This window comes from Amycolatopsis sp. NPDC051372 (assembly GCF_040682095.1).
Lineage (GTDB): Bacteria > Actinomycetota > Actinomycetes > Mycobacteriales > Pseudonocardiaceae > Amycolatopsis.
Window position 1 is genome coordinate 225628 of the sequence record NZ_JBFBAF010000013.1, and the last position, 15264, is coordinate 240891.

The following is a 15264-nucleotide window of genomic DNA, read 5'->3' on the forward strand; positions in this document are numbered from 1 at the left end:
TCCCATGGACTTCGTGCTCGTCCACGGCGCCTGGTACGCCGGCTGGAGCTGGCGGGAAGTGGCTGACGCGCTACGCGAGCAGGGCCACGAGGCGCACGTCGTGGAGCAGCTGCCCAGCGGGGGACCGGACCCGTCGGCGTTCGGCGACGTGCCCGCGGACGTCGCCCACGTGCGTGACCTCATCGACGGCCTCGGCCGTGACGTCGTGCTGGTCGGGCATTCCTACGGCGGCATCGTCGTCGGCGAGCTCTCCGACCACCCGCGCGTGCGTCACAGCGTCTTCCTGTCCGCGTTCCGCCCGCGCCGCGGTGAGAACCTGCTCGACATCCGCTCGCCGCACCCGCAGGAATGGATCGTGCCGCGCGAAGACGGCACGCTGCACGTCACCGACGACCACGAGCTGGCCCGCAAGGTGCTCGCCCCCGACTTCGACGAAGCCGCGTTCGCCGGCGTCCACGGGCAGCGCCGCGCGCACGCGGCCGTCACCTTCACCCAGCCGGCCACCGAACCCGAGCGCACGCACCCGGTCACCTATGTCGTCTGTGAACGCGACGAGGCGATTTTCCCGGTGGACCAGGAGAAGATGGCCGCGGGCGCGGACCACGTCGTGCGCCTCGACGCCCCGCACCTGGCCCCGCTGACGCACCCGCGTGAAGTGGCCGACCTGCTGGCCGGCACCCGGTGACGGCGGGCGTCCGCCTGACCGGGTTCGTCGACGGCAAGCGCGTCAGCCCGTTCCAGTACGGCACGGTGGTGCTGTGCGGGCTCGTGATGTTCTTCGACGGCTTCGACACGCAGGCCATCAACTACCTCGCTCCGCACATCGCGAAGGACTGGGGGCTGAAGGTCGCGGTGCTCGGCCCGATCTTCTCCTCGGCCCTGGTCGGCCTGATGATCGGCTACCTCGTGCTTTCGCCGCTGTCCGACCGCTTCGGCCACCGGCGGCTCGTGATCGCGGGCACGGCGTTGTTCGCGCTCACGAGCCTCCTGTCCGTGTGGGCCGGTGGCGTGACCGAGCTCGTGGTGCTGCGGCTCGTGACCGGCATCGGTCTTGGCGCCGCCGCGCCCAGCGCGGTCGCGCTCACCGCCGAGTACACCCCGAAACGCCTGCGGGCGAGCTTCGTCCTGGCGATCTACTGTGGATTCTCGCTCGGGTTCGTCGTGGCCGGGGTGGTGTCGGGCTGGCTCGTGCCGACCGCCGGCTGGCGTTCGGTGTTCCTCGTCGGCGCGCTGGCACCGCTGGTGATCATCCCGCTGATGCTGAAGTTCCTGCCGGAGTCGCTCGTGTTCCTGGCGGGCCGCGGCGCGAGCTCCGAACGCGCGTACCGCCTGTGCCGCCGCATCGACCCGGCGCTACCGCCGGAGACTCAGCAGGTGACCGTGGACGCGGCCGAAGCCGGTGGCCGTGTGAAGCTGAAGGCGCTGCTGGCCAACGGCGGGGTGCTGAGCACGGTGCTGCTGTGGGTTGTGTTCGCCGTGAACCTCGGCGAGTTCTACGCGTTGCAGAGCTGGCTGCCGACGATGCTGACCGGCCTCGGGTTCGCGAGCGGCACCGTGGTCACGGCCACGAGCCTGACGACGGTCGGCGGCATTGTGGTGGCCCTGGTGGTCGGCCCGGCGATGGACCGCCTGGGCGCGTTCGGTTCGCTGGGCGCGCTGTTCGTGGTGGGCGCGGTGTTCCTCGCGGTGACCGGGCCGGCGTTCCACGCGCCGGTGTGGGTGCTGCTCGGGGCGATGTTCCTCGTCGGCTGCGGGGTCAGCGGTGGGCAGAAGGCGCTGATCGCGCTGGCCGCCGTGGTGTATCCGGTGAACATGCGCTCGACGGGCGTGGGCTGGGCGCTGGGCATCGGCCGGCTCGGTGGGATCCTCGGGCCGCTGGTGCTCGGCGCGGCCGTCGCGGCGGCGTGGTCGCCGGCGGCGATCTTCCTGGCCTTGTCGGGGCCGATGCTGGTGTGCGCGGTGGTGATCCTCTATCTCGGGCGGCGGGCTCGGCAGACGGCCGAGGTCGCCGAGCGGGAACCGGCACCCGCGGTGTGAAAGGAAGGGCTCCCCGGTAATGGCCGGGGAGCCCTTCGCGCATCAGGCCGCGGCCACCTCCAGTTCCGAGACCTGCCCGGCCGGCCAGCCGGTGTTGCCGGTGATCGTCACGCGCACGAAGCGCTGCGTCGTCGTGCCGAAGCTCGCCGACCCGGTGTTGCCGGACGACGGGCTGAAGTTCCAGCCGCGCGAGGCGACCAGCGTTGTCCACGAGCCGCCGTCGGAGCTGCCTTGCACGGTGAGCGTCTGGGTGCGCGCGCCCCAGTCGCCCGACGGCGGCAGCTTCAGCGTCACCTTGTTGATCGCCGCCGCGTCACCGAGGTCGACGGTCAGCGTCTGCGGGAACGCGTTGTTCGTGCTCTCCCAGTAGCTGCTCGCGTTGCCGTCCACGGCGTTGCCCGGCGGGAAACCGCCCTGCGAACCGCTCGCGGTGATCGCCTTGCCGCGGGCGATGTTCGCGCCCGACTGCGGCGGCTGCGGCGGGCCGGAGTTCGGCGCGGGCCAGCTGGAGCAGTCGCTCCACGTGCCGGTCCAGCCGCTGTTGCCCGAACCGTTGAACGTCATCTTCGGGATCGAGCTCGGGTAGGGGCAGTTGTACGTGCCGACCACGCCGACACCCGACGCCGTCAGGTTGCTGATCGACACCGTGCCCTGCGTCTGAGACTGCGCGACGAACGTGCCCGCGCCGCGCACGGTGACGCCGTCGATCGTGATGCCGCTGACCTGTTTGCCCGCGCCGTTGCCGTCGATGAACTGGATGGCCTCATACGGGCTGTCGATGGCCGTGAAGCCGTTGACGCGGATGGTCACGCCGGAAATGGCCTGGTCACGGGCGTCGAACCACAGCGCGCCGACGCCGAACTGCCAGTTGGGGTCGAGCGCCCCGGCCCGCAGCGCGGTGTTGTTCGTGAGCGTGACCGTGCCCGAGAGTGGCACCGAGTTGAACCGGTTGGCCACGAGGTAGCCGCCGCCGAGGGCGTTGGTGTCCTGGATGAGGTTGCCGCTGACGGTGTTGTTCGAGCCGCCGTAGAGCGCGATGCCGTTGGCCAGGTTCGGCTGCACCACGGTGTTGTTCGCGATGGTGATGCCGGAGTCGGCCTGGCCGTTGGACCACAGCGCGAGCGCGTCGTCACCGTTGTTGCGCAGGTAGTTGTTGCGGATGGCGGAGTTGGTGACGGCGCCGTCGAAGTTCACGCCGTCGGCCTGCGTGTCGAGGATGCGGTTGTTCTCGATCGTGAGGTTCGAGGACGCGCCGTTCATCAGCCACAGGCCGCACTTGGTGTCCTGGATCCACAGCCCCGAGACGACCGAGCCGTTGCCCAGCACGCCGTGGAACGCGTTGTCCGGACTGGAGTCGTTGCGCTCGGAGACCGAGCCGAACACGGCGAAGTCGTAGAGCTTGATGTTCCCGGACGCGCTGCCGTTGTTGAAGATGTTGTTGCCGTGCAGCACGGTGTACCACTGCCCGGCGCCACGCACGGTGGTCTGGTCGATCTGCAGCGCCGAGGAGATCTCGAACCGGCCGCTCGGCACCCAGACTTCCTTGCCCTGCTGCCGGGCGGCTTGCAACGCGTTGCGGAAAGCTTGCGTGTCGTCGGAGGAGTCGTTGGCGGTGGCGCCGTAGTCGGTGACCGACAGCGAGCCGGCCGGTTGCGCGCCGGCGCCGCCGACCTGCTCGAAGTCGGCGAGGTCGATCGTGGCCTGTCCGACGTCACCGGAGTCCAGCTGCACCTTGACCTTGGCGCCCGCGGCGGCGTTCTGGCCGAACAGCAGGCGGGTGTCGTCGAAGAAGTGGTGGGTCTTCGCGCCCGGGATGCCCGGGGTGTCGGTGTAGGTGTACTGCGACGTCACGGAAAGCCCGTTGCCGAGCTTGATTCCGTTGACGTACACCGACATCCGGCCGGAGCTGCCGTCGGGCAGGTTGTAGTGGACGTTGACCGAGTTGGCCGCGGCCGGCAGCGTGAACTCCACGTACTGGCCCTGCCCGAGCCGCACGGCCTGGCGGCCTGACGCTTCGGAGGCCACCGTGGCCTGCGTGTAGTCGGGGCCGACGGCGGATCCGTTGGTGGCACCGCATTCGGCCTCGACCGTCCGGAACGCAACGCTCGCACCGCCGGACGCCGTGGCCGGGCAGGTCGCCGCCGCGGCGGGGGTGCCCGAGCCGACCGCGAACACGGTCAGCCCGGAGGACACTAGCGCCGCGGCCAGCAAGGCCGCCCTGGGTCGTGCTGAGGTGGGGAACATCTTCGTCCTTTCTGGAGGGTTTCCGGGAAGAATCAGGACGCGTAGGCCTCGAGCTCGGACAGCTGCCCGGCGGGCCAGCCGGTGTTGCCGGCGAAGCTCAGGCGCAGGTAGCGCGTGCTCGTGGGGCTCAGCGAGACGGTGGCGGTGTTGCCGCTCGCCGGGCCGAAGCGGTAGCCGGCTTCGGACTTGAGCGTGCTGAACGACGAACCGTTCGTGGACCCCTGCACGGTGAGCGTTTGGGTGCGCGCGCCCCAGTCGGTGGAAGGCGGCAGCTTCAGCACGAGGCGGCCGACGGTGTTGGCACTGCCGAGGTCGACGGTCAGCGTCTGCGGGAACGCGTTGTTGCTGCTTTCCCAATAGCTGCCCGCGTTGCCGTCCACGGCGTTGCCCGGCGGGAAGCCGCCCTGGGAGCCGCTGGCCGTGGTTGCCTTGTGCAATGCCAGGTTTCCGGTCGGCGGCTGCGTGGATGTCGTGGGCGTGGTCGGTGTGGTCGGCGTCGTCGGGGGAGTTGTGCCGCCGTTGTTGCCGTTGTAGACGGGTGTCGGCCACGAACCGCAGAACGTCGTGGTCCAGCCCGAGTTGCCGCCCTGGTCGGCCAGGCCCGTCAGCGCGTCCGGGCCCATGCAGTTGTACACACCCGCGCGGCCGACGTTCGTCGCGACGACGTTCTTGACCGTACCGCTCGGTTTCGACTGCAGCTGCCACGCGAACGTGCCCGCGCCGGTGATCCGCAGGCCGTCGAAGTGCACGTCGGTCGTGGCGCCGTCGATGAACTGCACGCCCTCGTAGTTGTTGTCCAGCAGGTCGTTGTCCACCACGTCGATGCGGCCGGTGATGGCCGAGTCGCGCCCGTCGAACCACAGCGCGCCGACGCCGAACTGCCAATTGGAGTCGAGCACGCCGGTGCGGATCGCGGTGTTGCGCGTGACGGTGGTGGTGCCCGAGAGCGGTACGGCACTGAACCGGTTGGCCACGTGGATGCCGCCGCCCTGGTCCTGGTTGTCGGCCACCACGTTGTCGGACACGGTGTTGTCGTGGCCGCCGTAGATCGCGATGTTGTTCGCGAGGATCGGCAGCAGCACCGTGTTGAACGAGAACGTGTTGTGGTGGTCGGCGTCGTGTTCGGCCCACATCGCGAGGCCGTCGTCGCCGGTGTTGCGCAGGAAGTTGTTCGTCACCAGTGTGTTGCTGATGCCCTGGTGCAGGTTGAGGCCGTCGGCCGTCTGGTCGAGGATCCGGTTGCCGCGCACGGTGAGCCCGTCGAACGGCCCGTCGAGCCAGAGCCCGACCTTCGTGTGCTGCAGCCACAGGTTCTGCACGACCGAACCGCCGCCGAGCGCGCCGCCGATGGCGTTGGACTGGTCGCAGTCGACGCGGGCCTGGACGTCGCCGATGATCGCGAAGTCGTAGAGCTCGACGTTCGTGCTGGTGCCGGGCACCGCGGCGTTGCCCGGGTACGTCGGCGTGGAGCAGCTGGCCGGCTCGCCCTTGCCGAAGATGCCCGCGCGGGCGCCGTGCAGCTCGGAGTACCACGGGCCGGCGCCGCGGATCGTCACCTGGTCGACGGTGATGTGGTGGTTGAGCGTGAACGAGCCGGCCGGGATCCAGACCTGCTTGCCCTGGCTCTTCGCGGCGGACACGGCGGCGTCGAACGCACCCGCGTCGTCGCTGGAGTCGCCGGCGGTGGCGCCGTAGTCGGTGACACTCACGGCGTTGGCCGGTTTCGCGGCGGGCGCCGCGACCTGCTCGAAGTCGGCGAGGTCGACGGTCGCGGGAGTGACGTCGCCGGCGTCGATCTGCAGCTTGATCTTGGTGCCGGCGGGGTAGCTGGTGGCGAAGAGGGTGCGCACCTCGTCGTAGAAGTGGTGCGCCTTGCCCTGGCCGGGGTCGTTGCTGAAGGGGTAGCCGCCGTAGTACCAGCCGTAGCGGGAGGTCAGGTTCAGGTCGCGGTTGTGGGTGCCGTTGATGTAGACCGAGATCGTGCCGTTGACCCCGGTGCCCTGGGCGCTGTCGGGGAGGCTGTAGCGGAAGTCGAGCGAGTTCGACGGGGCGCTGAGGGTGAACTCGACGAACTTGCCCTGGCCGGTCAAGGTGACGGCCTTGCGGCCGGACGCCTCGCCGGCGAGGGTGCCGACGCTGCGGTCGGGGCCGATCACGGTGCCGTTGGTGGCGGCGTTTTCGGCTTCCTGCTCGATGAACGGGACGGTCGCGCCGCGGCCGGCGACGGCGGCGTTCGGGGTGGCTGTCGCCGGGTTGCCGGGAGCCGCGATCACGGTGAGGGCGGTGAGGCCGGCGGCCGCGAGCACGGCGCTGCCGAGCGCGGTGATCTTTCTCGAGGTGGGTCGTCGTTTTTCGGGCGCGCTGAAGACACCTAGGGGAGACACGGGGCAGCACTCGCCTTTCGTCGGGGTCGGGTGCACTGGTGGGGACAGTGTGTGAGCTGGATCATACGAATTCCCGACAGGAAATCGCAATAGTCGGACGGACTTACGCAAATTTTCGACAGCCGCCGTCATGGCTCGTTCGGCTCGCGGATTTCCCGCCACCTGGCGGAGGTGGTGCGGGGCCCGGTCGGGCCAGGATGATCAGGCGAGAGCCACGACGTCCTGGGAGGTACCGAGATGACCGCGACCCGTCCGCAGGTGGGGCCGCCGCTGCCGTTCGACCCCGAGCTCGAGGTGGTGCTGGAGCAGATGCGGGCCGAGCGGCCGGCGCTCGACTCGGCCGCCGCGATCCCGGCCCTGCGCGAGGAGCGCGCCACGCGTGAGCTCTCGCTGGCCGACGTAGCGGCCGACGGCACCGTCACGCTGTCCGAAGTGGACGCCGACGGCGTGCCACTCGTCATCGGTCGCCCGACCCACGTGACCGCCGGCGCCCCGGTGCTCTACTGGATGCACGGCGGCGGCATGATCTTCGGCGGGCACCGCGGCCGTGATCTGCTGGTGCTCAAGGAGTATGCGGTTTCGCTCGGCCTTGCGTTCGCTTCGGTCGACTACCGCGTCGCCCCGGAACACCCGCATCCCGCGCCGGTCGAGGACTGCTACACGGGTCTGAAGTGGACAGTCGAGCACGCCGGTTCGCTGGGCATCGACGCCGCTCGCGTGGTCGTCGGCGGCGCCAGCGCGGGCGGCGGCTTGGCGGCCGCCGTGGCCCTGCTCGCGCGCGACCGCGGCGGCCCGACGCTGCTGGGGCAGCTGTTGCTGTACCCGATGCTCGACGACCGCAACGACACCCCGTCGTCGTTCCAGATGGAAGGCCTCGGCGTCTGGGACCGCACCGCCAACGACATCGGCTGGACCGCCCTGCTCGGCTCCGCCCGCGGCGGCCCCGACGTCTCGCCCTACGCCGCCCCGGCCCGCGCTGCGGATCTGTCGGGCCTCCCGCCGGCCTTCCTGGACGTCGGCACCGCCGAAACCTTCCGCGACGAGGTCGTCACCTACGCCACGCGCCTGTGGCAAGCCGGCGTCCAGGCCGAGCTGCACGTCTGGCCCGGCGCCTACCACGGCTTCGACGGCTCGGCGAGGCCGAGCAGCCCGTGCCGCTCAAGACCGACCTCGGGACGACCGGGGAGATCACCGTGACCGCCTGGATGAAGGCCTCAGCCGAGGATCCGCCGCAGCCACGGAGCCCGCGCCGCGCGGGCCTGCACCGAAAGCGCCGCGTCCGGGACACCCGGCGCCGCGACCACACCCACCGCGGCGCCGGTCGTCGTGTCACCCGAGGTAACCGTGGCCGACCACGACACCACGCTCAGCAGCTTTTCGTGCGGCGCCAACGTGAACGGCTTCGGCCCGGGATCCGGCGAGAAGTACGAGACCCCGTGGTGCACCTGGACGTCCAGCGGCTTCCCGGTGCCGTCGAGGACCCGCACGGCGGGATAGCCGTCCAGCGTGCGCGCTTCGGCGTCGTTGTTCGTCAGCGTCAGCACCGACGCCCGAGCCTGGCCTCGACGATCCCCGCGGAGACCACCAACGCAGGCGGCGGCGCGGCCTCCGACGTCGAGGCCGGCGCCGGTGCCGGTGGTTCATCCACGGCGGAGCTGCAAGCGGCGGCCAGCAGAGCGATGCATCCGACGGGCAGCGCCCGGAGAGTCCCCATGGGGGAGAAACCTAGCGGTGGTGGAACTCTGCTTGTGCGAGCGCCCCGGCCGAAACGTCGGCCCCGAGCACCCGGTGTCAGAACCTTCGAAGCGGTCAGGAAGTCAGCAACGGCAACAACGGCTTCCGCACCGCAGCCGCAACCCGCCCGACGCAGGAAGACAAACCCCGCCCTCCCGAGGGGGCATCCCCGTGTCCATTCTATCGGCCCACCCCGACAGTTCTCAGGAAGATCGCGCTGGTGAGAGCAGTTGTCCCCACCCGATCAAGTGAAACGCTCGCTGCCACAGCCCTTCACGCACAACCGCGACACAGACGAGAAATCCCCAGCGCCCCAAGCGAAACCGCGAGGGGCACTGGGGATTCCGTCACAACCAAACCACCGGTGCCAGAACCTCAGCACAAGTCAGGAAGTCAGCAACGGCAACAACGGCTTCCGCACCGCCGTAGCCACCCCGTCCGATGCCTCCGCGGCGGCAATGCGTTCAGCCGACGGCACCCCATACCCCGTCGTCCGCTGGCGCAAGGGCCGGCCCAGCGGCTCGACCATCGCGCGCATGTCGCTGATCGTCTTGTACGAGCCGTTCGACGCGCCGGCCATCCGGCTGATCGTCTCCTCCATCAGCGTGCCGCCGATGTCGTTGACGCCGCCCTGCAACACCGCGCGGCTGCCTTCCTCGCCGAGCTTCACCCAGGAGCTCTGGATGTTGTCGATCATCCCGTGCAGCAGCAGCCGGGCCAGCGCGTGCACCGCCCGGTTCTCGTTCTGGGTCGCTCCCGGGCGGGCGAGCCCGGCGAGGTAGATCGGCGAGCTCTGGTGGATGAAGGGCAGCAGCACGAACTCGGTGAACCCGCGCCGCCCGTGCTTCTCCAGGCCTTCGCGCTGCAGCCGGGCGAGCAGCTTCAGGTGTGCGACCCAGTGCGCGGGCGTGTCGACGTGGCCGTACATCATCGTGGACGTCGTCGGCAGGCCGACCTCGTGTGCGGTGGTGACGACCTTGATCCACTCCGACGTCGGCAGCTTGCCCTTGGTGAGCACCCACCGCACGTCGTCGTCGAGGATCTCGGCCGCCGTGCCCGGCAGGGAGTCCACACCGGACTCCTTGGCCCGGATCAGCCAGTCGCGCAGGGACAGATTGGTCCGGGAGGCGCCGTTGACGACCTCCATCGGGCTGTAGGAGTGGAGGTGGATGTCGGGTTGTCGCCGCTTGACCTCGGCCGCGAGGTCGAAGTACGCGGTGCCCGGCAGGTCCGGGTGGATGCCGCCCTGCATGCAGATCTCGGTCGCGCCCGCGGCCCACGCCTCGTCCACGCGGTCGCCGACCTGCTCCAGCGAGAGCGTGTACGCGTCGGCGTCGGTGCGACGCTGCGCGAAGGCGCAGAAGCGGCAACCCGTGTAGCAGACGTTGGTGAAGTTGATGTTCCGCGTGACGACGAACGTGACGTCGTCGCCGACCGTCTCGCGCCGCAGGTCGTCGGCGAGCTTCGTGAACGCGTCCAGTTCCTTGCCCTCGGCGGACAGCAGCGCCAGCGCGGCGTCGTCGGACAGCCCGGCCGGGTCCTTTTCCGCACTGCGCAAGGCTTCCAGGACGGTGGAGTCGAACTTCTGCGGCCCGGTCTTGATCCGGTCGCCGATCTCCTTCCAATCCCCGTACACGGAGTCGAAGTCGCTCCGGCGGTCTTCCGTCCGGCCGGTGGTGTCGATCTCGGTGTGCAGGTCGGTGCGGCCGGACTGCTGCCAGCCGCCGTCCGGCTCCTGCCACGGGATGCCGACCGGCATGGCGCCCTCGCGCGCCATCCCGGTGGCCGGGTCGACGAGCGCGGCGACGTGCCGCGTGATCCGCGGGTCCAGCCACGGCTCACCGGCGTTGACGTACTCGGGGTAGATCGTGAGCCGTTCCTTCAGTTCGAAGCCGGCCTTCTCGGTGCGGCGGGCCAGCTCGTCGATCTGCGGCCACGCGCGTTCCGGGTTGACGTGGTCAGGGGTCAGCGGCGAGACGCCGCCCCAGTCGTCGATTCCGGCGCGGATCATCAGGTCGTACTGGTTGCCGATGAGGTTCGGCGGCGCCTGGATGCGCATCTTCGGGCCCAGCACGAGCCGCGCCACGGCGATGTTCGCGGCCAGCTCTTCGAGGTCGGCGTCCGGGGTCGCGCGCATCTTCGTGTCCGGCTTCGCCCGGAAGTTCTGCACGATGACTTCCTGGACGCCGCCGTAGGTCTTGGCGACCTTGCGGATCTCGAACAGCGCGTCCGCCCGCTCTTCGTGCGTCTCGCCGATGCCGATCAGCACCCCGGTCGTGAACGGCACGGAGCTGCGGCCGGCGTCCTCCAGCACCCGCAGCCGGACGGCGGGATCCTTGTCCGGCGAGCCGTAGTGCGGGCCGCCCTTCTCGCTCCACAGCCGCGTCGCCGTGGTCTCGAGCATCATGCCCATCGACGGCGCCACCGGCTTGAGCCGCTGGAAGTCCTGCCAGCTCAGCACGCCGGGGTTCAGGTGCGGCAGCAGGCCGGTCTCTTCCAGCACGCGGATGGCCATCGCGCGGACGTAGGAGAGCGTGTCGTCGTAGCCGTGGGCGTCGAGCCAGTCGCGCGCGGCCGTCCAGCGGTCCTCGGGCCGGTCGCCGAGCGTGAACAGGGCTTCCTTGCAGCCCATCTCGGCGCCCTTGCGGGCGATGTCGAGGACCTCGTCGGGGGAGAGGAACGGCGACTCGAGCCGGCCCGGCACGGTCACGAAGGTGCAGTAGCCGCAGCGGTCGCGGCACAGCCGCGTCAGCGGGATGAAAACCTTGCGGCTGTAGGTGATGACGCCCGCGCGCCCGGCGGCTTCGAGGCCGGCGTCGCGGATTCGGGAGGCGTGCTCGGACAGCGTCTTGAGGTCGTCGCCGCGCGCGTGCAGCAGCACGGTGGCCTCGGCGAGGTCGAGCGTCTTCCCGTCCCTGGCCCGCGCGAGCGCGCGGCGCATCGCCGACGGGGTGGGGGCGGTCAACTCGGGTTCGGGTGCCATTCCCGTCACGCTAGGACCAGCTCGCGGAATTGGGCCAGTGCGTTGTCCGCCACGTGCTCACCCGTTCGGAAGAGACGATCATCCGCGCTGGTCAGAGGATCGGAACGGTTGTCGATCACCCGTGGAACGTGTATTACCTAAAGTGTGGCATCGGTGATCGGGAAGCGCATCGGCGGCCGGACGTACTACTACCTGGCCGAATCCGCGCGGGTCGACGGCGCGCCGCGGGTGGTGACGCAGCGGTACCTCGGCACGGCCGAGGACATCGCCGGCGCGCTGCCCGGCGGCGCGGAACCGGGCGGCGCGCGGCACCGCACGTTCGGTGATGTGGCCGCCGTGTGGGGCACGATCCAGTGGCTCGATCTCGTCCGTCGGGTCGACGCCGTGGCGGGCCCGCAACGGGCGAAGACCACGCTCGGGTTCCACGTCGCGCTCGCCGTGCTGCACCGTGCGACCGGCGCCGGTGCGAGCTTCGAACAGTGGTGGGCCGGCTGCGCGGCGCAGGACCTCGTGCGCCCGCGTCCGCCGAAGGCCGCCGTCACCACGGCGGCCCACTGGCGGGCGTTGCAGCGTCTGACGCCCGAGCGCATCACGGGCGTCGAAACGGCGGTCGCCGAAGCCGTGCTCGACCTGCTCGGCGACGACGGCACCTCCGCGCTCGCCGTGGACGTCCCGCAGTTCGCCGCCTTCACCGCCGCCGACTGCACGGTGCCCTCGGCCTGCCAGGACACGCTCGCCGGCCTCGGCCTCGTGGTCACGCGCGACGGCGCGATCCCCCTCGCGTCGCGGGTGTACCGCAGGGACAGCGGCGCGGCGCCGACGTTCGGCGCGCTGGCGGGAGAGCTGGGCGAGCGCTACCCGGCCACGGACGTCACGCTCGTCTTCCACGCCGGGCAGGCCGCGCAGCTCGACCTCGGCGCGCGGCGTGGGTTCGTCGGCTCCCTCCCGCCCGCCGACCACCCGGACCTGCTCACGCAGCCCGCCTCGGCCCGCCGGCGCGTGGACCCGGAACGCTTCGCCGGGCTGACCGCGATCGACACCCGCGCGACCGTCGACGGCGTGCGGCGCCGGGTCATCCTCACGCACTCGGCCACGCTGTACGCCGCGCAGTACCGCGCGTTCACCGATGAGCTGAGCACCGCGATCCGCGAGCTCGACGGCCTGGCCGCGGCCCTGGAAGCCGGCACCCACCGCGGCGACCGCACGCAGGTCCACGCCGAGATCTCGCGGGTCACGCGCGGCCGCCGCGTCGGCCGGGTCCTGGAGGCGACGCTCACCGGTACCCGGCCGGGAGAGATCCGGCTGACGCGCCGGGTCGACGAGGCGGCCGTCGCGCGGCTGGTGGACGAGTACTTCGGCAAGCAGATCCTCGTGACCGACCGCGACTGGCCGGTGGCCGAGATCGTCACCGCGCACCGGGCGCGGACCTACCTCGAGTCCACGTTCCGCTGGCTCACCGGCCCCGCCGCGGTCGGCCCGACGCCGCGGTGGGAGTGGACCCCGCACCGCGTCGCCGTGCACGCGCTGGTCTCGGTGCTCGCCGCCACCGTCACGCACCTCATGCGGCGCGAGGCCGACCGCGCCGGGATGAACCTGTCCGTGGGCGAGCTGCTCGACCAGCTGTGCGGCATCGGCGAGACGGTGCTGCGCTACCCGTCCACCGGCGGGCGGCCGCGCAGCCGCCGCATCCTCACCGACCGCGACCCGGCCCAGCAGGCGCTGTTCGACCTGTTCGGGCTGGAGCGATTCGCGCCCTGATTTTCGAGGCTCAGCTCTCGCGGTGGATGTTCAGGGCCGAGAAACTCTGCACCACCGGCATGATCTCGATGACGTTCACGTTCACGTGTGGCGGCTGCGCGGCGGCCCAGAACACGGACTCGGCGATGTCGTCGGCCGTGAGCGGGGTGGTGCCGGCGTAGACGCCTGCCGCCTTCTCGTCGTCGCCGAAGCGGACGTTGGAGAACTCCGTGCCGCCGACCATGCCGGGCTCGATGTTGGTCACGCGCACGCCGGTGCCGCGCAGGTCGCTGCGCAGGTTGAGGCTGAACTGGTGCACGAACGCCTTGGTCGCGCCGTAGACGTTGCCGCCGGGGTAGGGGTAGGTGCCGGCGATGGAGCCGATGTTGATCACGTGGCCGCTGCCGCGCTCGACCATGCCGGGCAGCACCGCGCGGGTGAGGTGCACGAGACCGGTCACGTTGGTCTCGATCATCTGGTCCCAGTCCTCGAGCTTGGCCTCCTGCGCCGGCTCGAGGCCCTTGGCCAGGCCCGCGTTGTTCACGAGCACGTCGATCCGGCCCCAGTCGCCGGGCAGCGCGCCGACGGCCGCGACGATCGCGTCGCTGTCGCGCACGTCGAGCACCACGGGCAGCACGGCCTCGCCGAGCTCCGAGGTCAGCGCGGCGAGCCGGTCGGCGCTGCGGGCCGTGGCGACGACCCGCGAGCCCTCGGCCACGAACCGGCGCGTGATCGCGGCACCGAACCCGGCACTCGCGCCGGTCACGAATACGGTCTTCATGGGGTGGGTCACCGTTCTTCCGCCTGGTGGTCCGGCCGGGGCCGGAGTGCGTTCAGGAACCGGCCGAACACGTCGTTGAACCCGGCCGCGGACTCCAGGTTAGGCAGGTGGCCCGCGCCTTCCAGCACCGCCAGTGTGGAACCGGCCACGAGTCCGTGCATGAGCTGCGCGTCGGACACGGGGGTGAACTCGTCTTCGCTGCCGACGGTCACCAGAGTGGGGACTTCGACCTGTTCGAGGGTCACCCGGTAGTCGGGGCGCAGCGCACGGGCCCGGAGCGCGGCGGCGGCGCCGGCGGGTGGGGTGGTGCGCATCATCGTGAGGACGTGCTCGGTGACGTCGGGGTGCTTCGCGCGGGTTTGCGGAGAGACCATCTTCGGCAGGAGCTCATCGGCGTAGTCGCTCATCCCTTCTCGCTCGATCCTGGTGGCGGCGGCTCGTCTGTTCCGGCGGCCCTCGGGGGTCTCGGCGGTGGGGAAGGTGTCGGCCAGGAGGAGCGCCCGGACGCGCTCGGGGTGGTCGGCGACGGTCTGCATGGCGATCTGGCCGCCCATGGAGAGGCCGCCGAGGACGAACGTGGCGAGGCCGAGGTGGTCGGCCAGCGCGATGAGGTCCCGGGTGAAGTCGCGGAGGCTCGTGACGGCGGGGCCGGTGCTCTCGCCGTAGCCGCGGAGGTCGGGGACGACGACACGGAAGCCCCGTCCCGCGAAGTGCTCGGTCTGGGGCTGCCACATGGAGCGGTCGAAGGGGTGGCCGTGGACGAGAAGCAGTGCTGGGTCGCCGGTGCCTCGGTCGTCGTAGGTGAGGACGGTGCCGTGGCCGGTGTCGAGGGTGGGCATGGGGCTGACGGTAGGCAGAGCTTTGGATCGGTGCAATGCGCCGCAATGTAGTCGGAGCAATGTTTTTCGCTGGCCGACGGGGCGGCTGGACGGGCTGTCCGGGGCCGCGGCAGGCCGCTTCCGGGGATTACACGGGGTTTGACCTGGGAAGATCGAGTTAAGGGACCCCCCTGTTTTGGGGGGTTTTCGGCCATGTAAAGTTCTCCAAGTCGCCAGGGAAACCGGGCGGCCACCGGGACACGAACCAAGCTCTCGCCTCAGGCGATTGAGTGGGTGGCCCAAACAACAAAGGCTTGAAACAACGCCGATGGTTGGTGCGCACTGAGTGCGGGTTGACTTGAAGTGTGTTGCTTGAGAACTCAACAGTGTGCTAGTGAACTAAGCCAGTAGAGCTTATATGTAACCTCGTATGAGGTTCCTTTGAGAACATTAGATTGAGAGTAGTCTCGATCAAACTATTCATTGTTGGAGAGTTTGATCCTGGCTCAGGACGAACGCTGGCGGCGTGCTTAACACATGCAAGTC

General features: G+C 70.3%; 10 protein-coding genes and 1 rRNA gene. 5 read left to right on the top strand and 6 right to left on the bottom strand.

Annotated features, from left to right (window positions below; translation table 11 throughout):
* Window positions 1-4: 4 nt before the first annotated feature.
* Both AB0M56_RS21535 and AB0M56_RS21540 read left to right on the top strand, forming a co-directional pair.
* Window positions 5-685, top strand: a complete 681-nt coding sequence (locus AB0M56_RS21535; protein ID WP_364178873.1) for an alpha/beta hydrolase — start codon at window positions 5-7, stop codon at window positions 683-685.
* Window positions 682-2037, top strand: a complete 1356-nt coding sequence (locus AB0M56_RS21540; RefSeq protein ID WP_364178875.1) for an MFS transporter — start codon at window positions 682-684, stop codon at window positions 2035-2037. Before AB0M56_RS21535 ends, AB0M56_RS21540 begins: the two co-directional genes overlap by 4 nt.
* A gap of 42 nt (window positions 2038-2079) precedes the next feature.
* Here the strand turns inward: AB0M56_RS21540 and AB0M56_RS21545 are convergent, their stop codons facing one another.
* A complete protein-coding gene (locus AB0M56_RS21545; RefSeq protein ID WP_364178877.1) occupies window positions 2080-4281 on the bottom strand; it encodes a discoidin domain-containing protein in 2202 nt (733 codons plus the stop codon).
* A 32-nt stretch (window positions 4282-4313) separates the two neighbouring features.
* A complete protein-coding gene (locus AB0M56_RS21550) occupies window positions 4314-6554 on the bottom strand; it encodes a discoidin domain-containing protein (protein ID WP_364178906.1) in 2241 nt (746 codons plus the stop codon).
* A 348-nt stretch (window positions 6555-6902) separates the two neighbouring features.
* On the opposite strand from AB0M56_RS21550, the gene AB0M56_RS21555 reads away from it, so the two are divergent.
* On the top strand, window positions 6903-7862 hold the full coding sequence (locus AB0M56_RS21555; RefSeq protein ID WP_364178878.1) for an alpha/beta hydrolase fold domain-containing protein: 960 nt from the start codon (window positions 6903-6905) through the stop codon (window positions 7860-7862).
* Window positions 7863-7879: 17 nt separating this feature from the next.
* On the opposite strand, the gene AB0M56_RS21560 is transcribed toward AB0M56_RS21555, so the two are convergent.
* Together AB0M56_RS21560 and AB0M56_RS21565 are read right to left on the bottom strand one after the other, a co-directional pair.
* Entirely contained in the window at window positions 7880-8209 is a 330-nt protein-coding gene (locus tag AB0M56_RS21560) for a DUF4232 domain-containing protein (RefSeq protein WP_364178880.1), read from the bottom strand.
* 575 nt (window positions 8210-8784) lie between these two features.
* Window positions 8785-11382: a bifunctional FO biosynthesis protein CofGH gene (locus tag AB0M56_RS21565; RefSeq protein WP_364178882.1), complete on the bottom strand. Its 2598-nt coding sequence runs from the start codon at window positions 11380-11382 to the stop codon at window positions 8785-8787.
* A gap of 153 nt (window positions 11383-11535) precedes the next feature.
* Between AB0M56_RS21565 and AB0M56_RS21570 the strand changes: the two genes are divergently transcribed.
* Complete coding sequence (locus AB0M56_RS21570) at window positions 11536-13140, top strand: transposase (protein ID WP_364178884.1); 1605 nt, start codon at window positions 11536-11538, stop codon at window positions 13138-13140.
* A 10-nt stretch (window positions 13141-13150) separates the two neighbouring features.
* Here the strand turns inward: AB0M56_RS21570 and AB0M56_RS21575 are convergent, their stop codons facing one another.
* Window positions 13151-13900 (bottom strand): SDR family oxidoreductase, encoded by a 750-nt coding sequence (locus AB0M56_RS21575; protein WP_364178886.1) that lies wholly within the window; start codon window positions 13898-13900, stop codon window positions 13151-13153.
* 8 nt (window positions 13901-13908) lie between these two features.
* Window positions 13909-14739 (bottom strand): alpha/beta fold hydrolase, encoded by an 831-nt coding sequence (locus AB0M56_RS21580; RefSeq protein ID WP_364178888.1) that lies wholly within the window; start codon window positions 14737-14739, stop codon window positions 13909-13911.
* A 462-nt stretch (window positions 14740-15201) separates the two neighbouring features.
* On the opposite strand from AB0M56_RS21580, the gene AB0M56_RS21585 reads away from it, so the two are divergent.
* Window positions 15202-15264 (top strand): 16S ribosomal RNA (locus AB0M56_RS21585); the annotation flags it as partial.